The 23,127-nt window shown below is 68.1% G+C and carries 26 protein-coding genes; 8 read left to right on the top strand and 18 right to left on the bottom strand.

The window, feature by feature from the left end; all coding sequences use genetic code 11:
- Nucleotides 1-21 precede the first annotated feature (21 nt).
- Both PT015_RS07945 and PT015_RS07950 read right to left on the bottom strand, forming a co-directional pair.
- Complete coding sequence (locus tag PT015_RS07945; RefSeq protein WP_285190088.1) at nucleotides 22-609, bottom strand: superoxide dismutase family protein; 588 nt, start codon at nucleotides 607-609, stop codon at nucleotides 22-24.
- Between the two features lie 24 nt (nucleotides 610-633).
- Nucleotides 634-1,887 carry a deoxyguanosinetriphosphate triphosphohydrolase gene (locus PT015_RS07950; RefSeq protein ID WP_285190089.1) on the bottom strand — a complete coding sequence of 418 codons (1,254 nt, stop codon included), beginning with the start codon at nucleotides 1,885-1,887 and terminating at the stop codon, nucleotides 634-636.
- A gap of 108 nt (nucleotides 1,888-1,995) precedes the next feature.
- Between PT015_RS07950 and PT015_RS07955 the strand changes: the two genes are divergently transcribed.
- On the top strand, nucleotides 1,996-3,957 hold the full coding sequence (locus PT015_RS07955; protein ID WP_285190991.1) for a TPM domain-containing protein: 1,962 nt from the start codon (nucleotides 1,996-1,998) through the stop codon (nucleotides 3,955-3,957).
- 123 nt (nucleotides 3,958-4,080) lie between these two features.
- Here the strand turns inward: PT015_RS07955 and PT015_RS07960 are convergent, their stop codons facing one another.
- Entirely contained in the window at nucleotides 4,081-5,463 is a 1,383-nt protein-coding gene (locus PT015_RS07960) for a glycine--tRNA ligase (protein ID WP_285190090.1), read from the bottom strand.
- A 120-nt stretch (nucleotides 5,464-5,583) separates the two neighbouring features.
- On the opposite strand from PT015_RS07960, the gene PT015_RS07965 reads away from it, so the two are divergent.
- Together PT015_RS07965 and PT015_RS07970 are read left to right on the top strand one after the other, a co-directional pair.
- Nucleotides 5,584-5,958, top strand: coding sequence for an ArsR/SmtB family transcription factor (locus PT015_RS07965; protein WP_285190091.1), 375 nt, complete (start codon nucleotides 5,584-5,586; stop codon nucleotides 5,956-5,958).
- A complete protein-coding gene (locus PT015_RS07970) occupies nucleotides 5,955-6,356 on the top strand; it encodes a Fur family transcriptional regulator (RefSeq protein ID WP_285190092.1) in 402 nt (133 codons plus the stop codon). The genes PT015_RS07965 and PT015_RS07970 overlap by 4 nt, the downstream gene beginning before the upstream one ends.
- Here PT015_RS07970 and PT015_RS07975 read toward each other — a convergent pair.
- The 4 genes from PT015_RS07975 to recO are packed head-to-tail and all read right to left on the bottom strand — an operon-like array spanning nucleotide 6,353 to nucleotide 8,922.
- On the bottom strand, nucleotides 6,353-6,835 hold the full coding sequence (locus tag PT015_RS07975; RefSeq protein WP_285190093.1) for a hypothetical protein: 483 nt from the start codon (nucleotides 6,833-6,835) through the stop codon (nucleotides 6,353-6,355). The two genes, PT015_RS07970 and PT015_RS07975, sit on opposite strands and share 4 nt — an antisense overlap.
- Before the next feature lie 17 nt (nucleotides 6,836-6,852).
- A complete protein-coding gene (locus tag PT015_RS07980; RefSeq protein WP_285190094.1) occupies nucleotides 6,853-7,239 on the bottom strand; it encodes a hypothetical protein in 387 nt (128 codons plus the stop codon).
- On the bottom strand, nucleotides 7,239-8,123 hold the full coding sequence (locus PT015_RS07985) for a decaprenyl diphosphate synthase (RefSeq protein WP_285190095.1): 885 nt from the start codon (nucleotides 8,121-8,123) through the stop codon (nucleotides 7,239-7,241). The genes PT015_RS07980 and PT015_RS07985 overlap by 1 nt, the downstream gene beginning before the upstream one ends.
- Complete coding sequence (recO, locus tag PT015_RS07990) at nucleotides 8,113-8,922, bottom strand: DNA repair protein RecO (protein WP_285190096.1); 810 nt, start codon at nucleotides 8,920-8,922, stop codon at nucleotides 8,113-8,115. Before recO ends, PT015_RS07985 begins: the two co-directional genes overlap by 11 nt.
- Nucleotides 8,923-8,985: 63 nt before the next feature.
- On the opposite strand from recO, the gene PT015_RS07995 reads away from it, so the two are divergent.
- On the top strand, nucleotides 8,986-10,428 hold the full coding sequence (locus PT015_RS07995) for an amidase (RefSeq protein ID WP_285190097.1): 1,443 nt from the start codon (nucleotides 8,986-8,988) through the stop codon (nucleotides 10,426-10,428).
- On the opposite strand, the gene era is transcribed toward PT015_RS07995, so the two are convergent.
- The 5 genes from era to PT015_RS08020 form a co-directional block, all read right to left on the bottom strand.
- Nucleotides 10,425-11,324, bottom strand: coding sequence for a GTPase Era (gene era, locus PT015_RS08000; RefSeq protein WP_285190098.1), 900 nt, complete (start codon nucleotides 11,322-11,324; stop codon nucleotides 10,425-10,427). The genes PT015_RS07995 and era overlap by 4 nt on opposite strands.
- Nucleotides 11,317-12,606 carry a hemolysin family protein gene (locus tag PT015_RS08005; protein WP_285190099.1) on the bottom strand — a complete coding sequence of 430 codons (1,290 nt, stop codon included), beginning with the start codon at nucleotides 12,604-12,606 and terminating at the stop codon, nucleotides 11,317-11,319. The genes era and PT015_RS08005 overlap by 8 nt, the downstream gene beginning before the upstream one ends.
- The gene (ybeY, locus tag PT015_RS08010; protein WP_285190100.1) at nucleotides 12,603-13,136 is read right to left on the bottom strand and encodes an rRNA maturation RNase YbeY; all 534 of its coding nucleotides are present in this window, start codon (nucleotides 13,134-13,136) and stop codon (nucleotides 12,603-12,605) included. Before ybeY ends, PT015_RS08005 begins: the two co-directional genes overlap by 4 nt.
- Before the next feature lie 60 nt (nucleotides 13,137-13,196).
- The gene (locus PT015_RS08015) at nucleotides 13,197-14,231 is read right to left on the bottom strand and encodes a PhoH family protein (protein WP_285190101.1); all 1,035 of its coding nucleotides are present in this window, start codon (nucleotides 14,229-14,231) and stop codon (nucleotides 13,197-13,199) included.
- 83 nt (nucleotides 14,232-14,314) lie between these two features.
- Nucleotides 14,315-14,944: a TetR/AcrR family transcriptional regulator gene (locus tag PT015_RS08020; protein WP_285190102.1), complete on the bottom strand. Its 630-nt coding sequence runs from the start codon at nucleotides 14,942-14,944 to the stop codon at nucleotides 14,315-14,317.
- Nucleotides 14,945-15,021: 77 nt separating this feature from the next.
- On the opposite strand from PT015_RS08020, the gene PT015_RS08025 reads away from it, so the two are divergent.
- Both PT015_RS08025 and PT015_RS08030 read left to right on the top strand, forming a co-directional pair.
- The gene (locus PT015_RS08025) at nucleotides 15,022-15,924 is read left to right on the top strand and encodes an alpha/beta hydrolase (RefSeq protein WP_285190103.1); all 903 of its coding nucleotides are present in this window, start codon (nucleotides 15,022-15,024) and stop codon (nucleotides 15,922-15,924) included.
- Nucleotides 15,908-16,543 (top strand): maleylpyruvate isomerase family mycothiol-dependent enzyme, encoded by a 636-nt coding sequence (locus PT015_RS08030; protein ID WP_285190104.1) that lies wholly within the window; start codon nucleotides 15,908-15,910, stop codon nucleotides 16,541-16,543. The genes PT015_RS08025 and PT015_RS08030 overlap by 17 nt, the downstream gene beginning before the upstream one ends.
- Before the next feature lies 1 nt (nucleotide 16,544).
- Here the strand turns inward: PT015_RS08030 and PT015_RS08035 are convergent, their stop codons facing one another.
- From PT015_RS08035 to hrcA, 3 genes are all read right to left on the bottom strand, one after another.
- On the bottom strand, nucleotides 16,545-17,303 hold the full coding sequence (locus tag PT015_RS08035) for a 16S rRNA (uracil(1498)-N(3))-methyltransferase (RefSeq protein ID WP_285190105.1): 759 nt from the start codon (nucleotides 17,301-17,303) through the stop codon (nucleotides 16,545-16,547).
- Nucleotides 17,304-18,452: a molecular chaperone DnaJ gene (gene dnaJ, locus PT015_RS08040; protein ID WP_285190106.1), complete on the bottom strand. Its 1,149-nt coding sequence runs from the start codon at nucleotides 18,450-18,452 to the stop codon at nucleotides 17,304-17,306.
- Between the two features lie 64 nt (nucleotides 18,453-18,516).
- Complete coding sequence (gene hrcA, locus PT015_RS08045) at nucleotides 18,517-19,560, bottom strand: heat-inducible transcriptional repressor HrcA (RefSeq protein ID WP_285190107.1); 1,044 nt, start codon at nucleotides 19,558-19,560, stop codon at nucleotides 18,517-18,519.
- 105 nt (nucleotides 19,561-19,665) lie between these two features.
- Between hrcA and PT015_RS08050 the strand changes: the two genes are divergently transcribed.
- Nucleotides 19,666-19,977: a type II toxin-antitoxin system VapB family antitoxin gene (locus tag PT015_RS08050; protein ID WP_285190108.1), complete on the top strand. Its 312-nt coding sequence runs from the start codon at nucleotides 19,666-19,668 to the stop codon at nucleotides 19,975-19,977.
- Here the strand turns inward: PT015_RS08050 and PT015_RS08055 are convergent.
- Complete coding sequence (locus PT015_RS08055; RefSeq protein WP_285190109.1) at nucleotides 19,970-20,479, bottom strand: hypothetical protein; 510 nt, start codon at nucleotides 20,477-20,479, stop codon at nucleotides 19,970-19,972. The genes PT015_RS08050 and PT015_RS08055 overlap by 8 nt on opposite strands.
- A 193-nt stretch (nucleotides 20,480-20,672) precedes the next feature.
- Here PT015_RS08055 and PT015_RS08060 point away from each other — a divergent pair, with 193 nt between their 5' ends.
- The gene (locus PT015_RS08060; protein WP_285190110.1) at nucleotides 20,673-21,284 is read left to right on the top strand and encodes a GNAT family N-acetyltransferase; all 612 of its coding nucleotides are present in this window, start codon (nucleotides 20,673-20,675) and stop codon (nucleotides 21,282-21,284) included.
- Here PT015_RS08060 and mbtM read toward each other — a convergent pair whose 3' ends face one another.
- A complete protein-coding gene (mbtM, locus tag PT015_RS08065) occupies nucleotides 21,285-22,850 on the bottom strand; it encodes a long-chain-fatty acid--ACP ligase MbtM (protein ID WP_285190111.1) in 1,566 nt (521 codons plus the stop codon).
- Nucleotides 22,847-23,110 carry an acyl carrier protein gene (locus tag PT015_RS08070; protein WP_285190112.1) on the bottom strand — a complete coding sequence of 88 codons (264 nt, stop codon included), beginning with the start codon at nucleotides 23,108-23,110 and terminating at the stop codon, nucleotides 22,847-22,849. Before PT015_RS08070 ends, mbtM begins: the two co-directional genes overlap by 4 nt.
- Nucleotides 23,111-23,127: the final 17 nt, after the last annotated feature.

The raw sequence follows: 23,127 nt of genomic DNA on the forward strand, positions 1-23,127 counted from the left end.
CCAGTGTAGAGCGGTCCCCGGTTAGCCGGTGCCGATCACTCCGCAGGCGAACCGCTTCTCGGCGTCGGGGCTGCCCTCGGGTCCGTGCAGCAGGATCGAGGTCTTGTTGCCGGCCAGCAGGTCGTCGCGGGTGAACGCGTCGGTGGTGGTCACCAGGTAGGCCGAGCCGTCCTGCCGCACCTCGAGCGAGGTCAGGTCGCCGCTCATCGGCTCGCCAGTGTGGCCCGGCGCCTGGAAGTGCATGCCCGCAGACAAGAAGTCGCCGGTCTTGCCCGGTTCCATCGGGTCGCTCGAGTTGGGCTCGCACTTGCCGACGTCGTGGATGTGCATCTTGTGGAAACCCGGCGCCAGGATGTGCTCGGCGGTCGTCTTGACGGTGACGGTGGCGTAGCCGTTGGCGAAGTCGAAGGTGGCGGTGGCCACCTCCTTGCCGTCCGCGGTGTGCAGTTGCGCGCTGAGGGTCTGGCCGCCGGGCGCCGGTGCGCTCGAGGAATGGGTGATCGGCGCCGGGGCACTCGACGATGTCGCGGTGGACGGGTCCTGATGCGGGCTACAACCACTGAGCGCGATGACGGACAGTGCGGCGAGTGCGAGCGAAGGCTTGACCATGAGGATCGAGCGTAGTCCGCCGGTCTATCCCTGGGCCGCTGCGATGCGCTCGAGCCGCCCCTCGGTGTACGACGCGATCTGGTCGACGATCACCCGCAGCCGCCCGCCGTCGTCTGCGGCCGCATTGAAGGCCGGCACGAAGATCGGGTCGAGGGTGCCGGGCGCGCCGGCCAGCAGCGCCCGGGCCACCCGATGGATGCATTCCCGTTGCCGAGCCTGCACCTCCTGGTGCCGCGGGTCGGACATGATGAACTGCAGCGCAAGGGTTTTCAGCAGGGCCACCTCGGCGCGCACCACCTCGGGCACCGACAGGGTCGCCTGATAGCGGGCCAGCGGCCCGGGTCCGGCCTCGGCGCGGGTGGCCGCGATCGCCGCCGACGCGAACCGGCCGACCATCTCGCTAGTCATCCGTTTCAGCGAGACCGCCGCCGTCAGCGTCGCGTCGTACTTGCCGACGGCAGCGACCATCGGCAGCTCCGCCAGGCGAAGCGCGGCGGCGGACAGGTCGTCGGCGCGCACGCCGGCGAAATCACGCTCCCCGAGATGGGCCAGCGCCGCGGCTTCGTCGTCGTCGGCCAGCACCCGGAGGTCGATCCGGCCGGAGACCACGCCGTCCTCGACGTCGTGGACCGAATAGGCCACGTCGTCGGCCCAGTCCATCACCTGGGCTTCCAGGCAGGGCTGTTCCGCAGGCGCGCCGTCGCGCATCCAGTCGGCGGTGGCGCGGTCGGCGTCGTAGAAGCCGAACTTGCGGCGATGCTGCTCGCGGGGCCACGGATATTTGGTGACCGCGTCCAGGGCCGCCCGGGTCAGGTTCAATCCCGCGCTATGTCCTTGCCGGTCAATGACTTTCGGCTCCAGACTGGTCAGGATGCGGAAGTTCTGCGCGTTGCCTTCGAAGCCGCCGTACTCCGTGGCGAATTCATCGAGGGCCTGCTCGCCGTTGTGCCCGTAGGGCGGGTGCCCGATGTCGTGGGCCAGGCCGGCCATGTCGACCAGGTCAGGATCGCAGCCCAGACCGATCGCCATCCCGCGTCCGATCTGGGCGACCTCGAGTGAGTGAGTCAGCCGCGTGCGCGGGGTGTCGCCCTCGCGCGGCCCGACCACCTGTGTCTTGTCCGCGAGCCGGCGCAGCGCGGCGCAGTGCAGCACGCGGGCGCGGTCGCGGGCAAAGTCCGTGCGGAGTTGGCCTCCGGTGCCCGGCAAGCCCGCGGTCTTCGGCGCCTCGGGCACGACCCGTTCGCGGTCGAGGTCGTCGTAGGGGTCTTGCTGCGTCATCGACGCACAGTCTGCCAGTGAAACCGATTGCTCTGGGAACGGTGTCGTCGCGGGGCTAGATTGTCTCCCGTGAGCACCCTCCGCCGCTCGGTCGCCGTGTTCACGGCGATGCTGATCACCGCCCTCGTCGTCGCGCCGTCCGCCGTCGCCCAGCCGCCGCTGCGACTGTCGGGCTACATCACCGACAACGTCGGCGCCCTCAACCCCGCCGGTCGCGCCGCGATCGAATCGGCCAGCGGCAAGCTGTACTCCGATAAGCGCATTCAGCTGTGGGTGGTGTTCGTCGACACCTTTTCCGGCCAGCCCGCCGTCAGCTGGGCGGACAGCACCCGCTCCGCCAGCGATCTCGGTGACTTCGACGCGATCCTGGCGGTGGCGACCGTCGACCACTCATACGCGTTCCGGATTCCCAAGAGGGTCAAGACGATCGACGCTGAACAGGTCGACGACTTGCGACGCAACCAGATCGAGCCCGCGTTGCGACGCGGCGACTGGAGCGGCGCCGCGGTCGCGGCGGCCAACGGTCTCGACAAGGGTCCGCGGCCGGCGAATTCGGCGCCGCTGCTGATCGGGCTGGGCGTCATTCTGTTCGCGGTAATTGTGCTGTACGTGGTGATCCGCTGGCGGCGCCGTCGGCGGCGGGCCGCCGAACTCGCCGCGGCCAAACGGGTCGATGCCACCGACCCTGCGGCGTTGGCGAGCCTGTCCCTGGGCGCACTCGACGACCTGTCGCGGTGGAAGGTGGTCGACGTCGACAACGCGGTGCGCACCAGTGCCAACGAGTTGGCGCTGACCATCGAGGAGTTCGGCGAGCAACGCACCCAGCCCTTCACTCAGGCCGTCGACGCCGCCAAAGCCGCTCTGGCTCAGGCATTCACCGTGCGCCAGCAACTTGACGACGCCATTCCCGAGACCCGGCAACGCCGTCGCGAACTGCTCACGGAAGTGATCGTCTCCGCCGCGCGGGCCGACCGGGAGCTGGAGTCGCAGCGCGAGGACTTCGAGGAGATGCGCGATCTGGTGGTCAACGCGCCGTCACGGCTTGACGCACTGACCCAGCAGGTGGTCGACCTGACCGCCCGCATCGAACCGGCCGGTCAGCGGATGACCGAGCTGCACAACGAATTCGACTCCGCCGCACTGGCTTCGGTGGCCACCAACGTTGCCACCGCCAAGGACCGGCTGGCGTTCGCCGAGCAGAGCCTCACCCGGGCCCGCGAGAAGGCGGCCAAACCGGTCAGCGGCGAACAGAGCGCCCTCGTCGACGCGGTACACGCCGCGGAATCGTCTCTGGGACAAGCCCGTTCGCTGCTCGACGCGGTCGACAGCGCCGCCAACGACATCCGGCACGCCGTCGCCACCCTGCCCTCGCTGATCGCCGACATCAAAGCCGGCATCGAGCACGCGGGCAACACATTGCAGAGCGCGCAGAAATCCAAGGCGCCGCACCTGCGTGATCTCGCCGGCGCCCGCAACGCGGCATCGCGGGCGCTCGACGCGGCGCAGGCCGGCGGGTCCGCCGACCCGCTCGCGACCTTCACTGCGCTGACCAAGGCCAACGCGGACCTGGATCGGCTGCTGGCCACCGTCGCCGAGGAGCAGGCGACCGCCGAGCGGCTCACCCGGACGCTGGAGCAGGCGCTGTTCACGGCTCAGTCGCGGGTGCATGCGGTGTCGGAGTACATCGACAACCGCCGCGGCAGCATCGGGCCCGAGGCGCGCACCCGGCTGGCCGAGGCGAGCCGCCAGATCGACGCGGCTCAGGACGCCAAGGAGACCGACCTCAACGCGGCGATCACCCACGCCAACAGCGCCGCGTCGCTGGCGGCTCAAGCTCAGTCGCTGGCCGAGTCCGACGTCCAGTCGGCGCAGATGGCTTACACCTCGCGCTATGGGGGCGGCGATCAGACCGGCGCGATGATGGGCGGCATCATCATCGGCGACATGCTCGGTGACGCCATGCGCGGCGGATTCGGTGGCGGTTGGGGCGGCGGAGGCTGGGGCCCAACCTCATTCGGCGGCTCGGGTTCGTCCGACGGCGGCTTCATGGGTGGCGGCGGCCGGTTCTGAGCAACCGCCTCAGCCCCGAAATGGTGGACGCGGCAGCCCACCACGCCCTAGTGAGCCGCCGCGTCGACTTAACGATGGTATTAAACGAATGAGCAATAAGTCCAGAATTCCGGAAAAATCGGTTCAACAGCCCCGAAGTCGGCTGCTCAGGTAGTCGACGACCCCGCCGATGGCCACCCGCTCCTGGGTCATGGCATCGCGTTCCCGGATCGTGACGGCGTGGTCTTCGAGCGAGTCGAAGTCCAGCGTGACGCAGTACGGAGTGCCCACCTCGTCCTGGCGGCGGTAGCGCCGGCCGATCGCGCCGGCGTCGTCGAAGTCGACATTCCAGGACTTGCGCAACTCCTGCGCGAGGTCGCGGGCCTTGGGGCTGAGGTCGGCGTGGCGCGAGAGCGGCAGCACCGCGGCCTTGATCGGCGCCAGTCGCGGGTCGAGGCGCAGGACCGTCCGCTTGTCCACGCCGCCCTTGGCGTTCGGCGCCTCGTCCTCGTGGTACGCGTCGACCAGGAACGCCATGAACGACCGGGTCAGCCCGGCTGCGGGCTCGATCACGTACGGCGTGTAGCGGGTGTCGTTGGCCTGGTCGTAGTACGACAGGTCGACGCCGGAATGCTTTGAGTGCGTGGACAAGTCGAAGTCGGTGCGGTTGGCGATGCCTTCGAGCTCCCCCCACGGGTTGCCGGAGAAGCCGAACTTGTACTCGATGTCGACGGTGCGGTCGGAGTAGTGCGACAGCTTCTCCGGGGCGTGCTCGTAGAGCCGCAGGTTCTCCGGGTCGATGCCGAGGTCGACGTACCACTCCTTGCGGGTGTCGATCCAGTACTGGTGCCACTCCTTGGCCGTCGACGGCTCGACGAAGAACTCCATCTCCATCTGCTCGAACTCGCGGGTGCGGAAGATGAAGTTGCCCGGGGTGATCTCGTTGCGAAAGCTCTTGCCGATCTGGCCGATACCGAACGGCGGCTTGCGCCGCGACGTCGTCACCACGTTGGCGAAGTTCACGAAGATGCCCTGCGCGGTTTCCGGCCGCAGGTAGTGCAGACCCTCTTCGGTCTCGATCGGGCCGAGATACGTCTTGAGCATCATGTTGAAGTCGCGCGGCTCGGTCCACCGGCCCTTGGTGCCGCAGTCGGGGCAGACGATCTCACTCATCGACACTGAATCCGGATCGCCGCCCTTCTTCAGGGCGTAGGCCTCCTGCATGTGGTCCTGCCGGTGGCGCTTGTGGCAGTTCAGGCACTCGACGAGCGGGTCGTTGAAGACCTCGACGTGGCCCGAGGCCACCCACACCGCGCGCGGCAGGATGATCGAGGAGTCCAGGCCGACGACGTCGTCACGGCCGGTCACGACCGAGCGCCACCACTGCCGCTTGATGTTCTCTTTGAGCTCAACACCCAGCGGTCCGTAGTCCCACGCCGATTTGGTTCCGCCGTAGATTTCGCCGGCGGGATAGACCAGGCCTCGCCGTTTGGCGAGGTTGACGACGGTGTCGATGACGGACGCCACGAGGTGAGGACTCCTGTTGTTGAGACGGTGTTGATTTAAATGGCGGGACGATCCGTCATCGTAGCGATCCACCCGGCGCTCTTTGACATGCGTGGTTGTGCATGTGACAGTGGAGGCAGCATGTCTGTCTCCCCCTCCACCGCAGCCGACGGCGACGAACTCGTCGGCGAGCACCAGCACGGCGACTCGGCGGAACTGCCGGCGCCGCCGCCGCGAGAGATCCTGGACGCTGCCGGCGAGCTGCTGCGCGCGCTGGCCGCGCCGGTGCGCATCGCAATCGTGCTGCAGTTGAACGTGTCCCAGCGCTGCGTGCATGAGCTGGTCGACGCGCTCGGCGTCCCGCAGCCGCTGGTGAGCCAGCATCTGAAGATCCTCAAGGCCGCGGGCGTGGTCGCCGGTGAGCGGTCCGGGCGCGAGGTGCTCTACGGCCTGGCCGACCACCACCTGGCGCACATCGTGGTCGACGCCGTTGCGCACGCCGGGGAGGACAAGTGACCACCACCGGTTCGGGCGCGGGCGTGCGGGCGACCCGGCAGCGCGCGGCGATCGCGGGCCTGCTGGACACCCTCGACGAGTTTCGCTCTGCGCAGGAGTTGCACGACGAGCTGCGTCAGCGTGGCGAGAACATCGGCCTCACCACGGTGTATCGCACGCTGCAGTCGATGGCCACCGCCGGGCTACTCGACACGTTGCGCAACGACACCGGCGAATCGGTGTATCGGCGCTGCTCGGACCACCATCACCATCACCTGGTGTGCCGCAGTTGCGGGGCGACCGTCGAGGTGGGCGACCGCGAGGTCGAGACGTGGGCGGCCGATATCGCCAGCAAGCACGGCTTTTCCGACGTCAGTCACACCATCGAGATCTACGGCACCTGCTCGGACTGCAGTTAAGCGCCGGCTCGTGGCGGGCCGGCCCATGTCAGGGTCAGCGGCACGGGATAGGTGTCGAGCGACTGCTCGTACCCACATGGACTGCTGCTGTCGGCGGTCGACCAGTACCGACCCTTGAGAGTGTCGGGATTCCAGCTGTAGTGCGCCGTCCCCGGCACAAATGTGCCGTCGCCACATTGGAGCGCCCGGGTGGAATGCACGTCCATGGCCCAGTTCTTCTCGACATAGCGCGCCGTCGCCCGCTGGCTGGACCCGGACCCGCCCATTTCGACCTGGGCACAGCCGTCGCCGCACGACGTGAAAACCCAGGTGTCGGGCGGCGTGCCCGATTCACCCGCGACGACAGAGTAAGGCCCTTCCAGCCGGGGCGCCGGTGCCGGCGGTGCCGGTGCTTCGCGCTGGCTCGAAGGCGCCCGAACGGCAACGCCCTTCGAGGGCGATCCGCTACAGCCCGCCATCATCAGCACGGCAATCACCACAGCCACGATCCTCGCGGTCACGCGGTGACCGCCCCGCGGATTTCGGCACCCTTGTCGAGCACCATCAGGACCAGCGTGCGCAGGCCTTCGTCGTTGAGCCCGTTCCCGGGAAAGTTGTAGCGCAGTATCACGTCGGCGGACTTGGCCTTCGCGACCAGGTTGACCGATCCCAGCAGTGTGCCGCGTGCCTGCTCCGCGACGGTGTCACGGATCTTCTTGTTCGACACCAGATCCCATGCCACCATCTGCGTCAGCGACACCAATTCCAGGTCGTCGTTGATGGGCACCACCCGCAGCGAGGCAATCGTCCCGCCATGGTGGACGGTCAACGCGCCGTCTGTTTCCGCGTCGACGGGCAGCACCTCGGACAGCACCGCGAGCAGACGCTCTTGCAGCGACGGCATCACGCCGTTCCGAATCGTCGATTCCGCAACGCATACTCCTCGCAGGCCGCCCACAGGTTGCGGCGGTCGTAGTCAGGCCAAAGGGTGTCCTGAAAAACGTACTCCGCGTAGGCGGCCTGCCAGAGCATGAAATTACTGGTGCGCTGCTCCCCGGAGGTGCGCAGCAGCAGGTCCACATCGGGAATGTCCGGGCGCTGCAGATGCCGGGCGATGGTCGCCTCGTTGACCCGGTCCGGGTTCAGCTTGCCCGCGGCCGCAGCACGCGCGATTTCTCGTGCTGCTTCGGCGATTTCGGTGCGGCCACCGTAGTTGACGCAATAGTTCACGGTGATGACGTCGTTCTTGAGGGTCAGTTCCTCGGCGAGCGCCAGTTCGTGAATGACGCTGCGCCACAACCGCGGTCGCGATCCGACCCAGCGGATCTTCACGCCCATCTCGTTGAGGTTCACCCGGCGACGGCTCACCACGTCGCGGTTGAAGCCCATCAGGAAACGGACCTCGTCGGGCGACCGCTTCCAATTCTCGGTGGAGAACGCATACAGGCTCAGCCACTTGATGCCCAGTTCGATTGCACCGCAGACGATGTCGATGACGACGGCCTCGCCCATCTTGTGGCCCTCGACCCGGGGCAGACCGCGTTGGGTGGCCCAGCGCCCGTTGCCGTCCATCACGATCGCGACATGATTGGGTAGCTGATCCGCCGGGATAGCCGGTGCGACCGCCTTGGAGATGTGCTGCGGCGGCCGGCGCGGTCCGCCACCCGGCGCGGGTGGCAGCACCGGGAAATCCACCGGCCATTTTGAGGTGTCCGGGAACACCGGGTAGTCGTCGGGTGCCGGGGCGAGCTGCGGGAAGTCGGACTTCCGTCTGCGCTCAGCCCTCATGCGCCACATCCTGCCTGACCAGGGCGACCCGTCGGTCGAGCAGACTCTGGTCGATCACGTCCACCCGTCGGATCCGCTCGACCAACGGCAACGTGCGCAACTGCCGTTCCAGATGCCATTGCAGGTGAGCGGCCACCAATCCGCTGACGTGGCTGCGGGCCGACGGCGCCACCACCTCCGCGGCTTCCCAGTCGCCGTCGCGCAGCGCGGCCATCAGATCCAGCACACCCAACGGCGGCGTCGTCGCACCGGCCGGGCGGCAGTAGCTGCACACGCTGCCGCCCGCGGCGACGTGGAAGGCCCGGTGCGGGCCGGGCGTGGCGCAGCGCGCGCATTCGGTCAGCGCGGGCGCCCAGCCGGCAATGCTCATGGCCCGCAGCAGGTATGCGTCCAGCACCAACTCGCGGGGCCGGCTGCCGTCGGCGACCGCCCGCAGCGCCCCGACCGTGAGGCGGTGCAGCTCCGGAACGGGCGCGTGCTCCTCACCGGCGAGCCGCTCGGCGGTCTCGAGCATCGCGCACGCGCTGGTGTAGCGGCCGTAGTCGCTGACGATGTCGGTGGCGAACGCGTCGAGCGAGACCACCTGCGTGACGATGTCGAGGTTGCGGCCCGGGTGCAGCTGGACGTCGATGTGCGCGAACGGCTCGAGCCGCGCGCCGAACTTGCTGCGGGTGCGGCGAACGCCCTTGGCCACCGCGCGAACCAGCCCGTGGTCGCGGGTGAGCAAGGTGACAATCCGGTCGGCTTCGCCGAGCTTGTGCTGGCGCAGCACGACCGCCCGGTCCCGGTACAGCCGCATGGGTATCAGTTTGGCACCAGGTTGCGACGGCGCCCCGGACGCGCGCCGATAATGTCGGTACCGATGAGTAACTCCCACGATCGCCGCTTTCCCACGCTGACCGACCAGCTGTACCAGTTGGCCAGCGGCGAAGTGACCTCTGACGAGCTGGTACGCCGGTCGCTGCGCGCCATCGAAGCGAGTCAGTCGACGCTGAACGCCTTTCGCGTGGTGCTCACCGAATCGGCGCTGGCCGACGCCGCGGCGGCCGACCGGCGACGCGCCGACGGCGACGACTTGCCGTTGCTGGGCGTGCCGATCGCGGTCAAGGACGACACTGACATAGCGGGCGTCGCCACCTACTTCGGCACGTCTGGCTATGTCGCGCCTGCGACCCAGGACGCCGAGGTGGTGCGACGGCTCAAAGCCGCGGGCGCGGTGATCGTCGGCAAGACCAACACCTGCGAGTTGGGTCAGTGGCCGTTCACCAGCGGCCCGGGCTTTGGCCATACCCGCAATCCGTGGTCACGGCGGCACACACCGGGCGGCTCGTCGGGCGGCAGCGCTGCCGCCGTGGCCGCCGGTCTGGTGACCGCCGCGATCGGCTCCGACGGCGCGGGCAGTGTGCGCATTCCGGCGGCGTGGAACCATCTCGTCGGCATCAAGCCCCAGCGTGGTCGCATCTCGACGTGGCCGCTACGCGAGGCGTTCAACGGCATCACGGTCAACGGTGTGCTGGCCCGCACGGTCGCCGACGCGGCCCTGGTGCTCGACGCCGCGTCCGGCAACGTCGAGGGCGATCTGCACAAGCCGCCACCGGTGACGGTGTCCGACCACGTCGGCATCGCGCCTGGTTCCCTCCGCATCGCGTTGTCGACCCGCTTTCCGTTCACCGCGTTTCCGGCGCGGCTGGACCCGGAGATCGAGTCGGCCCTGGACTCGGTCGGCGATCAGCTCGGGCTGCTGGGCCACACCGTGGTCGACGGCAATCCCGACTACGGGTTGCGGTTGTCGTGGAACTTCTTGTCGCGCTCCACTTCCGGACTGCTGGACTGGGCCGAGCGGCTGGGTGATGGCGTCGAATTCGACCACCGGACGCTGTCCAACATGCGGATGGGCCGGCTGCTGTCGCAGCAGATCCTGCGCGCCGCGCGGGCAAGCGAGGCCGCCAACCAGCGCCGGGTGGGCTCGATCTTCCGCATCGTCGACGTGGTGGTGGCGCCGACGACCGCGCTGCCTCCCCCACGCGTGGACGCCTTCGACAAGCTCGGCGGCTTCGGCACCGACCGCGCGATGATTGCCGCCTGCCCGGTGACGTGGCCGTGGAACGTGTTGGGCTGGCCGTCGATCAACGTGCCGGCGGGCTTCACCTCCGAGGGCCTGCCGATCGGCGTGCAGCTGATGGGACCGGCCAACAGCGAACCGCTGCTGGTGTCGCTGGCCGCCGAACTCGAGGCGCTCGGCGGCTGGGCGGCCAAGCAGCCCGCCGTCTGGTGGGACGCCGAGACCGAAGCGGTAAGCAGCTAAAAGCCGAGTCGCCCAAGCTGTTTCGGGTCGCGTTGCCAGTTCTTGGCGACCTTGACCCGCAGCTCCAGGTACACCTTGGTGCCGAGCAGCTTCTCGATCTGGCCGCGGGCGACGGTGCCCACTTCCCGCAACCGGGCTCCGCCCTTGCCGATCACGATGCCCTTCTGGCTGTCCCGCTCGACGTAGAGCAGGGCATGCACGTCAATCAGATCGTCGCGTCCCTCACGCGGAATGACCTCGTCGATCACCACGGCCAGCGAGTGCGGTAGTTCGTCGCGCACGCCTTCCAGGGCGGCCTCCCGGATGAACTCGGCCATCAGGGTTTCCTCGGGCTCGTCGGTGAGTTCGCCGTCCGGGTAGTACGGCGGGCCTTCGGGCAGCGCGGCGGCCAGCACGCTGGTCAACACGTCGACCTGTTCACCGGTGGTCGCGGAGACCGGGACGACCTCGGCGGCGGCGCCCACCAGCTCGCTGACCGCGAACAACTGCGCGGCCAGCTTGTCCTTGGAAACCGTGTCGATCTTGGTGACGATCGCCACCAATGTCGTTCGGGGAGCGGTAGATCGGATCTGCTCGACGATCCAGCGGTCCCCCGGGCCGATCGCCTCGTCGGCCGGAATGCACAAGCCGATCGCGTCGACCTCGCTGTAGGTGTCGCGGACCAGGTCGTTGAGCCGCTTGCCGAGCAGGGTGCGCGGCCTGTGCAGCCCCGGGGTGTCGACCAGGATGATCTGGAAGTCGTCGCGGTGCACGATGCCGCGGATGGTGTGCCGGGTGGTTTGCGGACGGTTCGAGGTGATCGCCACCTTCGACCCGACGAGAGCATTGGTCAGCGTGGACTTGCCGGTGTTGGGCCGGCCGACGAAACAGACGAAGCCGGAATGGAATTCAGTCACGCCCGGCCCCGATGGTCTCGACCCGGCTCACCAGGACAGTGCCGATCCGGACCCGGCCACGGTGGTCGGGTCCGCCCTCCGCGTGCAGCAGCAGACCGTGCGACTCGACCTCGGAGCCGGGCAGCGGAACCCGGCCCAGTTCCAGAGCCAGCAGTCCGCCGACCGTATCCACGTCGAGATCCTCCTCGAATTCCACGTCGTACAGTTCGCCGACGTCTTCGATCGGCAGCCGGGCCGATACCCGGAATCGGTTGTCGCCCAAGTCTTCCACTGGTGCAACTTCGGCGGCGTCGTACTCGTCGGCGATCTCGCCGACGATCTCCTCCAGCACGTCCTCGATGGTCACCAGGCCGGCGATCGCGCCGTATTCGTCGACGAGCAGCGTCATGTGGTTGCGATCGCGCTGCATTTCGCGCAGTAACTCATCCAGCGGCTTGGAGTCCGGGACGAACACCGCCGGTCGCATCACGTCGGCGACGGCGGTGTCGCGGCCGTTCGCCGACGAGTAATACGCCTGTTGCACACAGTCTTTCAGGTACACGACGCCGACTATGTCGTCGACGTTCTCCCCGATGACCGGGATGCGGGAGTGCCCGCTGCGCACCGCCACTGACGTCGCCTCGGCGGCGGATTTGTCGCTCTCGATCCAGATCATCTCGGTGCGCGGCACCATCACCTCGCGGGCCGGCGTATCGCCGAGCTCGAACACCGACTGGATCATCCGCCGCTCGTCGGCGGCGACCACGCCGCGTTGCTGCGCCAAATCCACGACCTCACGCAACTCGATCTCGGAGGCGAATGGGCCGTTGCGGAAGCCGCGGCCGGGTGTCAGCATGTTTCCGAGCACCACCAGCACGCGGCTGATCGGCGTCAGCAGCACCGAAATCGCTTGCAGCGGAAGCGCCGACACCAGCGAGATCGAATAGGCGTTCTGGCGACCGAGGGTGCGCGGACCGACACCGATGACCACGAAACTGGTCACCACCATGACCACCGCGGCGTAGAACAATCCCCAGTCGCGGCTCACCTGCCGGTAGAAGAACTGCGCCAGCAGCACCGTCGCGCTGATCTCGCAGACGATGCGCAGCAGCACGACGAGGTTGATGTAACGGGGCCGGTCGGTCATCACCTTGGCCAGCCGCACCGCGCCGGGCCGCTCGTCGCGAACCATCTCCTGCACCCGCGCCATCGACACCGTGCTGATCGCCGCGTCGATGGCCGCGAACACGCTACCCAGGGAGATCAGCAGGATCGCGCCGAGCAGCGAAGCGGAGTTGTTCAATTGTCGAAATACCTTGATTTGTCGAGCAATCGCTCATCGCGATCCTGCTGCCGCTGCTGGCGGTAGACCTGCACCTGGTCGGCGACCCATTCCTCGAGTAGGCGACGCTGCAGCCCGAACATCTCTTTTTCCTCGTCCGGCTCGGCGTGGTCGTAACCGAGTAAGTGCAGCACGCCGTGAATCGTCAACAGCGCCAACTCATGTCCGAGCGAATGCCCGGCGGCGGCTGCCTGCTCGGCGGCGAACTCCGGGCACAGCACGATGTCGCCGAGCATGGCCGGGCCGGGCTCCGGCGCGTCCGGGCGCCCGCCGGGTTCGAGCTCGTCCATCGGGAAGCTCATCACGTCCGTCGGCCCCGGCAGGTCCATCCAGCGCATGTGCAGGTCGGCCATCGCCGCGGTGTCCAGCAGCACCATGGACAACTCGGCGGCCGGGTTGACCTCCATCTGCGTGATGACAAACTTTGCGACGCTGATCAATTCGGATTCGGACACGTCGAATCCGGATTCGTTGGCAACCTCGATTGTCATTAGCGCCGCTCCTCCTCATCGCTGCGCTCTGCATCGTCGCCGGCGCGTGTCACGGGCGCGTCACCGGCGGCCGGTGCCGCGCCGCGCGGCCCGGTTCATCGTCAACCCGGGCTGTTCGTGACGCGCGTAGGCGTCGACGATCTCGCCGACCAACCGATGCCGCACCACGTCGGCGCTGGTCAACTCCGAGATGTGGATGTCGTCGATGCCGTCGAGGATGTCGACCGCGGCGCGCAGGCCCGAACGGCTGTTGCCCGGCAGGTCGACCTGCGTAATGTCGCCGGTGACAACGATTTTCGAGCCGAACCCGAGCCGGGTGAGGAACATCTTCATCTGCTCGGCGGTCGTGTTCTGTGCCTCGTCGAGAATGATGAACGCGTCATTCAACGTTCTACCTCGCATGTACGCCAGCGGCGCGACCTCGATGATGCCCGACTGCATCAGCTTCGGAATCAGGTCCGGGTCCATCATGTCGTGTAGCGCGTCGTAGAGCGGACGCAGGTACGGGTCGATCTTCTCGCTCAGCGTCCCGGGCAGAAAGCCAAGGCGCTCACCGGCTTCTACGGCCGGCCGGGTCAAGATGATGCGGGTGACCTGCTTGGTCTGCAGCGCGTTGACGGCCTTCGCCATCGCCAGGTAGGTCTTGCCGGTGCCGGCGGGGCCGATGCCGAACACGATGGTGTGGTCGTCGATCGCGTCGACGTAGCGCTTCTGGTTGAGCGTCTTGGGCCGGATCGTCTTGCCGCGGCGCGACAGGATGTCCAGCGTCAGCACTTCCGCCGGCGACTCGTTGCCGGTGCCGACGAGCATGGCGACGCTGTGCCGCACGCCCTCCGGGGTGAGCGCTTGGCCGCCGGCGACGATCGCGACGAGCTCGGAGACCACGCGTTCGCCGAGGGCGACGTCGGCGGGCTGACCGGTGATGGTCACCGCGTTGCCTCGCACGTGCAGGTCGGCGGCGAGGAGGCGTTCGAGGGCGCGCAGGTTGCCGTCGGCCGAGCCGAGCAGGCCCATGACGAGGTCGGGCGGAACGTCGATGCTGCTGCGAACCGAGGACGTGGACGGGCCGGCAGCGTTGGTTTCGCGGGGCGTCACGTGTGTTCTGAAGCCTGCTTTCTGCGGTGTAGCCAGCGGGTTAGGGGCCGAGTCTACCGCCGGTGGGTGAACGAACCCAATGCTTAGCGGTTCCCCACGCCCGCCAGCAGCATGTCGAGGGCGCGACGGAAGTCGTCGATCGCGGTGGACCGCTGACTGGTCTGCGCGAGCGTTGCCAGCCGTGGGTGCTCGTCGCCGGCGAGCCGGCCGATCGTCGCCGCCACCGCCGCCTGTTCGACGTCGCGATGCGGCCCGGCCAGCGGGCCGGCCAACTCCACCTGGGCGCTGCCCATGACCAGCGCAAGGACCGCGCGGAAGGCCGCCAGCAGGTCGACGCCCTCGAGCCCACCGCGGGTCAGCGCCTCGACCAGTCGCTCCGCCGGCGCATAACTCGTCGCCGACATCGTTCGCCGGGTCAGCACCAGCGGCACGACGTTGGGGTGCCGGCGCACGGCCTCCCAGATGGCGGTCGCGACGGCGCGCACGTCCTCGGCCCAATCGTGCGACGGCTCAGGCAGTTCCACCCCGGCGATGACCGCCTCCGCGACCAGCGCCTCGAGTTGGCCGCGATCCTCGACGTAGTTGTAGAGCGTCATCGGCCCGGTGCCCAGCGCGCGGGCCAGGGTCCGCATGCTCAACCCGCCCAAGCCGTCGCGATCGACAATCGCCAAGGCGTGGTCCGCGATCTCCCCGACGGTGAACCGAGCCCGCACGACTTCCCTTCCCAGCGCTTGACACGTACAGCGTACGTCAGCTAGAACACGTACATCGTACGTATCTAGGAGACGACATGCCACATCTCACGACAACCCCGACCTCGTTCGGTTCAGCCGGCCAGCGATGCGCGGCCTGGCTGACGCTGCCAAGCGGTCCGGGACCACACCCCGCCACCGTGCTCGCCCACGGCTTCGGCGCCAACCACACCATGGCACTCGGCCGCTACGAGCAGCACTTCGCCGCGGCCGGGATCGCGACGCTCAGCTTCGACTACCGCAATCTCGGCGAATCGGATGGCCTCCCCCGTCAGCGGCTCAGCCTGCGCCGCCACCGCAGGGACATCGTCGCGGCGATCGACTTCGCACGGACGCTGCCGAACGTCGACCGCGACCGGGTGGCGCTTTGGGGAACCAGCCTGGGCGCAATGCACGTGCTGCGGGTGGCGGCAACCCGGACGGACCTCGCGGCGGTGGTCGTGCAATGCCCGATCGTGTCGGGCCCCGCCACCCTCCGCCGACTCGGCCCGGCCGCGATGGTCAGGCTGACGCCGGCGATCCTCGACGACGCCATCCGCGCCGGACTGCGGCGCGGACGCCGCTATGTGCCGATCGTCGGACCTCCGGGAAGCCTCGCCGCCGTGACGGTGGCCGGCGCGCAGGACGGCTGGAACTCGACGGTCGACCCGGGTGGCAGCTTCGACAACCGCGTTGCCGCGGCCAACGCCGTGGGCATCGCCGTCACGAGCGCCAAACGCTCGGCGCACGCGATCGCCGCACCGCTGCTGGTGTGCGTGTCGCAGCGGGAAACACTGATGGACCCCCGGCACGCCGAGGACGTCGCGCGCAGCGCGCCGCGCGGCGAGGCACGCCACTACGACGGCGACCATTTCGAGGTGTACCACCCGCCGCTGCTCGATCAGTTGTTGACCGACCAGACCGCATTCCTGCGTAGGCATCTCGATGTCGACCACGCGTGAAAGGCTGCGTGACAACGACCTTCGGTTCCTCGAGGTCGCCCGCGCGTTGTCGGATCGCGACTGGTCGCGCCAGAGCCTGTGCGCCGAATGGAGCAACCGCGACGTGCTGGGCCATCTGATCGTGGGCTGTCAGGTGTCACCCGGCACGCTCGCCGCAGACCTGATCAGGCACCGCGGCTCGTTCGACCGCTGCAACGCCGCGCTGGCCCGCGGTGTGGCCGCGCGACGGTCACCGGCGGCACTGATCGACGACTTCGCCGCGTTGATCGAGCAACCACGCGGAATCGGCCGGGTGTTTCCGCCGCGACTGTTGCTCGGCGACCACGTGATCCACGAGCTGGACATCCTGTTGCCGCTCGGACTGGAGCCCACCGTCGGCCCGGAAGCGCTCACCGAGGTCCTGGAAACCCAAGTGCGCGTGCCCAATCCGTTCGTGCCCGCGGCGGCGCGCGCCCGCGGTCTCGCGCTGCACGCCACCGACGTGGATTGGCGCCATGGACACGGCGGACCCAGCGTGGCCGGCGCCGCCGCCCACCTGGCGTCCGTGTTGGCCGGTCGGCCGTGGGCACTCGCCCGGCTCAGTGGCGACGGCGTCGCTGCCCTGCGGAAGCGGTTGTGAGTCAACCGTTGTCGGGGCTCGCCCAGCGCGGTGTCAGCACGCCCAGCGCACCCAGCGCAACGGCCGCCGCGGTCGAGGTACGCAGCACGGTCGGGCCGAGCCGCACGGCCGCGGCGCCGGCCTCGACGAAGGCCGTGAGCTCGTCGGGAGCGATGCCACCCTCGGGGCCGACGACCAGCAGCACCGACGTCGCCTCCCCCAGGTTCAGCTCGGTCAGCGGGCGCTCGGCCGACTCGTGCAGCGCCAGTGCTACGCCACCCGACGCCGCCGCCTCGCCGATCCGCGCAACCAGGTCGGCGGTGCTCAGCAGCCCGTCGACGGTCGGAATGTGGGCGCGCCGCGACTGCTGCGCGGCGGCGCGGGCCACCGCCCGCCAACGCCGTAGCCCTTTGGCGGCCCGGGCGCCGTCCCAGCGGGCCACGCACCGCGCCGCCCGCCACGCCACCAGCGCGTCGACGCCGGCCTCGGTGGCCAACTCGATCGCCAACTCCGAGCGGTCTGATTTGGGTAGCGCCTGAACAACGGTCACCGGCGGCCGGGCGGGCGGCACCTGCCAGCGCTCGACCACGCGGGCGCGCAGCCCGTCGCGGTCGGTCTCCTCGACCACGCAGCGGCCGACGCTGCCGGCGCCGTCACCGAGGATCAGTTCTTCGCCCACCCGGATGCGGCGCACGGTGGCGGCGTGGAAACCCTCGTCGCCGTCGACCACGGCCAGCTCACCGCCGGCGGGCAATTCGTCGATGTAGAACAGGCCGGGCAATTAGCGCCCGGTGAATGTTTCGCGCAGCCGGCTGAACAAGCCGCCGCCGTTGTGGTTGCCAGTGGTGTGGGTCGACCTCACCTCGGTGACGTCGCGGGTGCGGCGGCTCTTGAACTCGCGCAGCAGGTCGGCGTCGGAGTGGTCGAGCCGATCGGGAACCACGACCTCGACATGCACGTGCAAGTCGCCGCGAACGCCGGAGCGCAGGTGCGGCATGCCGTGCCCGCGCCGGGTGGTCACCGAACTCGGCTGGGTGCCCGCCGGGATGGTGATCTCGGTGAGGCCGTCGAGGATCGCGTCCACGGTCACGGTCGTCCCGAGCGCCGCGTCGACCATCGGCACCGAGATCGTGCAGTGCAGGTCGTCACCGTCGCGCACGAAGATGTCGTGCGACTGCTCGTGAATCTCGACGTACAAGTCGCCGGCCGGGCCGCCGCCGGGGCCCACTTCGCCCTGGGCGGCCAGCCGCACCCGCATGCCGTCGCCGACGCCCGCGGGGATCTTCACGGTGATCTCGCGGCGGGCCTGCACCCGTCCGTCGCCGCCGCACTGGTGGCAGGGATCGGGGATGACCTCGCCGACGCCACGGCAGGTCGGACATGGTCGCGCCGTCAGCACCTGACCCAGCAGCGACCGCTGCACGGTCTGCACCTCGCCACGTCCGCCGCAGGTGTCGCAGGACACCGGCGTCGAGTTGCCGTTGGTGCCCTTGCCCTGGCAGCGGTCGCACAGCACCGCGGTGTCGACGGTGACCTGCTTGCTGACCCCGGTCGCGCACTCGGTCAGATCCAGCCGCATCCGCAGCAGCGAGTCCGAACCTGGGCGAACCCGGCCGACCGGTCCCCGGGACGTCGTGCCGCCCCCGAAGAACGCCTCGAAAACGTCACCCAGGCCGCCGAAACCGCCGAAACCGCCACCGCCGGCGGCCGCGTTCTCCAGCGGATCACCGCCGAGGTCGACGATGCGCCGCTTCTCCGGGTCGGAGAGCACCTCGTAGGCGACGCTGATCTCCTTGAACTTCGCCTGCGCGCCCTCGTCGGGGTTGACGTCGGGGTGCAGCTCGCGGGCCAGCTTGCGATACGCGCGCTTGAGCTCCGTATCGCTCGCGTTCTTGCCCACGCCGAGCAGACCGTAATAGTCGCGTGCCACGCTTGACCTTCCCAGATTTGCCGTTCGCAACGGCCGTCTTATGAATTGTGCCTGGTGTGCGGGCTCATCGTGTACCCAGCACTTCGCCGATGTAGAGAGCAACGGCAGCGACACTAGCCATCGTTCCCGGATAGTCCATTCGAGTGGGCCCCAGCACACCCATGCCGCCGTAGACGGTGTCGAGCGTGCCGTAGGTGGTCGAGACCACCGAGGTGCCCATCATCTGCTCGGCCTCGGTCTCGTGGCCGATGCGAACGGTGACCTTGCCGACGTCCTGTTGCGCGGCCAGCAACCGCAGCACTACGACCTGCTCCTCGAGCGCTTCGAGGATGGAGCGCAGCGAGCCACCGAAGTCGGCGGTGTTGCGGGTCAGATTGGCGGTGCCGCCCAGCAGCAACCGCTCCTCGGTGTGCTCGACCAGCGACTCCAGCAGCACCGTCGCCGAGCGGCCGACGGCGTCGCTGAGGCTCTTGGACTGCCCGCCCCTGCCGTCCAGCTGAGACGCCAGGTCCGCGACCGCCACCGACGCAGCGGACAGCTTCTTGCCGTCCAGCGCCGCGCCGAGCATTTCGCGCAGCTGGGACAGCTGGTGGTCGTCGATGACGTCGCCGAGTTCGACGACCCGCTGGTCCACCCGGCCGGTGTCGGTGATCACCACCATCAGGAGCCGGGCCGGGGTCAGCGCGATCACTTCGAGGTGCCGCACGGTCGAGGTCGACAGCGTCGGATATTGGACGACGGCGACCTGCCGGGTCAGCTGGGCGAGCAGTCGCACCGCCCGGCGCAGCACGTCGTCGAGGTCGACCCCCGACTCCAGGAATCCCTGAATGGCGCGTCGCTCGGCGATGGACATCGGCTTGACGTCGTCGAGGCGGTCGACGAACTCGCGGTAGCCCTTCTCCGTCGGCACCCGGCCGGAGCTGGTGTGCGGCTGGGTGATGTAGCCCTCGGCCTCGAGCACGGCCATGTCGTTGCGGACGGTCGCGGACGAGACGCCCAGGTTGTGACGGTCGACCAGCGACTTCGAACCGATCGGTTCTTTGGTGGCGACAAAGTCGGCGACGATCGCGCGCAGCACCTGAAAGCGGCGCTCGTCGGCACTACCCATGGGCGATCGACCCTCCTTAACTCCGACCAGTTTACGGGGATCACCAGCAAGTAATCTGTCCTGCATGGCCGCGAAGGGGAGGTTTGTGCCCGAGATGAGTCGCCGATGATCTTCAAAGGCGTGCGCGACGGCAAGCCCTACCCCGACCACGGTTTGTCCTACCGGGACTGGTCCCGGATTCCGCCGCGCCAGATCCGGCTCGACGAGATCGTCACCACTACGACGGTGTTGGCCCTCGATCGCCTGCTGTCCGAGGACTCGACCTTCTACGGCGATCTCTTCCCACACGCGGTGCAGTGGAAGGGCGTCATCTACCTCGAGGACGGCGTGCACCACGCGGTGCGCTCGGCGCTACGAAATCGCACCGTGCTGCACGCGCGGTTGCTCGACCTCGACGCGGTCACACCGCCTAGTTGACGGTAGAGGCGGCTTTCACCAGCGCCAACGCCGAATCGTGCTGCATCACCCAGTTGCCGCCCTGGTCGATGAACACCAGGCTGTTGGTGACCGGCGCGGGGAACTTGGGGCCGGTCATCGCCACGTCGGCCTTCACCGCGCCCGGAGCGGGAATCTGCTGGATGTTCGAGACGGCGAACTGCTCGGGAAAGTTGCCGTGGTGAAACGCCCTGCGCAGCGCCTCGTCGGCCTCGTGACCCTCTTTCGAGCTGATCCCGTTCTCGACGAGGTTGTACTTGTCCTTGTAGTTCACCCCGGGGTCGGTGATCCGGTTGCAAATGTCGGTCAGCTGCTCGGGACTGGGCAGCGGGAACTGGCCCGGCGGGTCGAGCGGCACGTTGTGGACGACGGGCACCACCTGCGGGGCGGGTGCGTGAGCCGGCGCCAGCGACGTCATGCCGGCCGCGGCCGCTCCGACGGCGGCCACGGCGGTCACTGCGGTCGCAAAGAATTTCACGGTCATCGTTGTCCCTTCGATTCACACCGGAGCATCGGTGTCATTGTGCTGATGAGCTTCATATATGAGCTGACCCTAGCCCCGGCGTGTCGGATCGGGTAGCACCCCCGCGCGCGCGGCGGGCTCGACGTAGGGGGCCAACGCGCCGACCACTTACCTATAGTTTGGCCAACTCGACGATCGAAAGGGCTTCCTGCGCATGAGTTCAGACGCCGCCGTTCTCAGTCGCGAACTGACCGACATCTCGAGTGCCGTTCGACGGGTCCCCGCGCCACCAACGCCAAAGTTGTCGCCACCGAACGCGATCCGCGTCGCCGATCCCGACGGGTCGGACGCGGACATGATCTCGGAGTGGATGAACCGGCCGCATTTGGCCAAAGCCTGGGAGTACGACTGGCCGCCAGCGCGTTGGCGTCGGCATCTACGGGCGCAAGTTGACGGCACCTACTCGCGCCCCCTCGTACTGAGCCTCAGCGGCACAGATCGTGGTTACCTCGAAATCTACCGTGCGGCAAAGGATTCCATCGCTCCACGCTATGACAGCGAGCCACATGACATCGGTCTGCATGGCGCGATAGCCGACGAGCAATTAGTCAATCGCGGACTGGGTCCGCTGCTGCTCGGCAAGATCGTCGCAAGCGTGCTGGACGCCGAACCGGACTGCCAGCGCATCATGTTCGATCCGGATCACCGCAACACGACCGTCCGGGGCCTGTGCGAGTTCATGGGTTGCCGATTTCTGGGCGAGCACGACATGTCGAATCGACGGATGGCCCTCTACGCGTTGGACCGCGCGGCCACATCGCGTTGATCATCGTGCGGCCTCCAACCGGGAGCGCATCTCGAGCCGCCGCAACTTGCCCGAGGATGTGCGCGGCAGGGAACCCGGCGACATCAACACCACGTCCGCCGGCGTGACGCCACAAACCGAGATGATTCGCTTGATCACCGCGCCCCGGGTGACGTCTCGGTCCGATCCCTCGAACTCCGCCGCGATGAGCAATCGTGACTGCGCCGCAGCGGATGTGGCGCCCACCGCGACCACCGCCCCTTCCCGCACTCCGTCGACCTGACCGGCCACCTGCTCGATCTCAGCCGGAAAGATATTGCGGCCGGCGATCGTGATGACTTCTTTCGATCGACCACAGACGACCAGCGAATCGCCTGCGAGATAACCGATGTCGCCGGTGGCAAACCACTCGGCTCGTGCGTCGGCCCGGTCGGGTTCGTCGCCGACGTAGTGCGCCATCATCGACGATCCGCGGATCTCGATCTCGCCGATGTCACCATCCGAGTGGTCAACGGGCGAGATCCGCAACTCCACGCCGGAAATCGGCCGACCCAGTAGCGCATACCGCCGATCGACACCGTCCACCGTCCGTTGGTCGACCCGCAACCCCTCGCCCGGATCGGGCATGGTCACCGCGCAGGTCGATTCGGCCATGCCGTAGGCAGGTATGACGGCTGAATCTCGCAGACCGAACGGCGCCAATGCCGTTACGAACCGCTGGAGCCCGTCGCAGTCGACCGGTTCCCCACCATTGATGGCAACACGCAGGGCGCTCAAGTCGACGTCGGAGATCTGCCCGGCGTACCGCCCGAGGATCGAATATCCGAAATTCGGGCCTGCCGTGATGGTTGCCGCAGACTCGGAAAGCCAACTCGCCCATCGAAGTGGAGCCGACGAGAATGCGCCGGTCGGCACCAGGGACAACGGCATACCGGTCAGCGCGGTCGAGAGCACGAACGCCAGACCCATGTCGTGGTAAATGGGCAGCCATGAGCAACCGCGATCGTGGGTGCCGTCGAAGTCCAGACGCCCGATGACGCCCCGCATGTTGTTCAACACAGCGGTGGGAGTCAACACCGCGGTGCGGGGATCACCGGTCGAACCGGCCGTGCCCTGCAGAATCGCGACCTCCGCGTCGGGTATCGGCGGGAGGCTGGTCGACGTGGAGGTGCGGGCCGCCTCAGCGAGATCGCATACCAGCAAGTCGGATTCGGCCTCGCGAAGGCTGTGCAGAGCGGAACCATGACTCAGCACCATCGTGACCCCGAGACCGGCGAAGCGTGTCAACGTGGCGTGCGCCCAGTCGGAGGGGTCCGCGCCGCGCTGTGGCCGCGGCAGGATCGACACGGCTGTGCCCGCGAGCCACGCGCCCTGGATTGCCGCGACCAGTTCGACGGTGGGTTCGCCGACGAGCCCGACGGCACCGAGGTGCTGTTGTTGCAGGAGCCGCCGGGCGATGCTCTCGGCAATCCCGTGCACCTCCGGCCACGGCCGACACACCCAGCTGTCGGTCTCCCTGTCCAGCACCCGCAGGTCGTGGGGCGACTGAGTCAGCGCCTGACGTAGCGCGTGCGCAAGCGTGCTCATGCCGCCGCCTTTTGGTCGATGGCACATTGCAAATCACCGACGGTGCTGCACGCCAACAGATCCTGCTCGTCGAGCTGTACCCCGAACCGTTCCTCGATGGAGACGAGTCCGACCGCGAACGCGACCGAATCCATTCCCAGATCGTCGACGAGACGTGTTCCAGCAGAGACGGATTCGCATCTCAAATCGAGATCGTCACGTAAAACGGCGACCAATTCGTCGGCGACGGCAGGGTTTTCCGATGGCGTAGTAGGGGTCATGCAGACGTAGGCTACAC

Source organism: Candidatus Mycobacterium wuenschmannii (assembly GCF_030252325.1).
Classification (GTDB): domain Bacteria; phylum Actinomycetota; class Actinomycetes; order Mycobacteriales; family Mycobacteriaceae; genus Mycobacterium; species Mycobacterium wuenschmannii.

Coding starts and splice junctions, on each gene's coding strand:
- hrcA (WP_285190107.1), bottom strand. CDS start 19,560: ATGGGTAGTGCCGACGAGCGCCGCTTTCAGGTGCTGCGCGCGATCGTC.
- PT015_RS07985 (WP_285190095.1), bottom strand. CDS start 8,123: ATGAGGGCTGAGCGCAGACGGAAGTCCGACTTCCCGCAGCTCGCCCCG.
- PT015_RS07950 (WP_285190089.1), bottom strand. CDS start 1,887: ATGACGCAGCAAGACCCCTACGACGACCTCGACCGCGAACGGGTCGTG.
- PT015_RS07945 (WP_285190088.1), bottom strand. CDS start 609: ATGGTCAAGCCTTCGCTCGCACTCGCCGCACTGTCCGTCATCGCGCTC.
- PT015_RS07995 (WP_285190097.1), top strand. CDS start 8,986: ATGAGTAACTCCCACGATCGCCGCTTTCCCACGCTGACCGACCAGCTG.
- PT015_RS08060 (WP_285190110.1), top strand. CDS start 20,673: ATGAGTTCAGACGCCGCCGTTCTCAGTCGCGAACTGACCGACATCTCG.
- PT015_RS07965 (WP_285190091.1), top strand. CDS start 5,584: ATGTCTGTCTCCCCCTCCACCGCAGCCGACGGCGACGAACTCGTCGGC.
- PT015_RS08050 (WP_285190108.1), top strand. CDS start 19,666: ATGATCTTCAAAGGCGTGCGCGACGGCAAGCCCTACCCCGACCACGGT.
- ybeY (WP_285190100.1), bottom strand. CDS start 13,136: ATGACAATCGAGGTTGCCAACGAATCCGGATTCGACGTGTCCGAATCC.
- PT015_RS08070 (WP_285190112.1), bottom strand. CDS start 23,110: ATGACCCCTACTACGCCATCGGAAAACCCTGCCGTCGCCGACGAATTG.
- mbtM (WP_285190111.1), bottom strand. CDS start 22,850: ATGAGCACGCTTGCGCACGCGCTACGTCAGGCGCTGACTCAGTCGCCC.
- recO (WP_285190096.1), bottom strand. CDS start 8,922: ATGCGGCTGTACCGGGACCGGGCGGTCGTGCTGCGCCAGCACAAGCTC.
- PT015_RS08030 (WP_285190104.1), top strand. CDS start 15,908: ATGTCGACCACGCGTGAAAGGCTGCGTGACAACGACCTTCGGTTCCTC.
- PT015_RS08025 (WP_285190103.1), top strand. CDS start 15,022: ATGCCACATCTCACGACAACCCCGACCTCGTTCGGTTCAGCCGGCCAG.
- PT015_RS08055 (WP_285190109.1), bottom strand. CDS start 20,479: ATGACCGTGAAATTCTTTGCGACCGCAGTGACCGCCGTGGCCGCCGTC.
- PT015_RS07980 (WP_285190094.1), bottom strand. CDS start 7,239: ATGCCGTCGCTGCAAGAGCGTCTGCTCGCGGTGCTGTCCGAGGTGCTG.
- PT015_RS07955 (WP_285190991.1), top strand. CDS start 1,996: ATGCTGATCACCGCCCTCGTCGTCGCGCCGTCCGCCGTCGCCCAGCCG.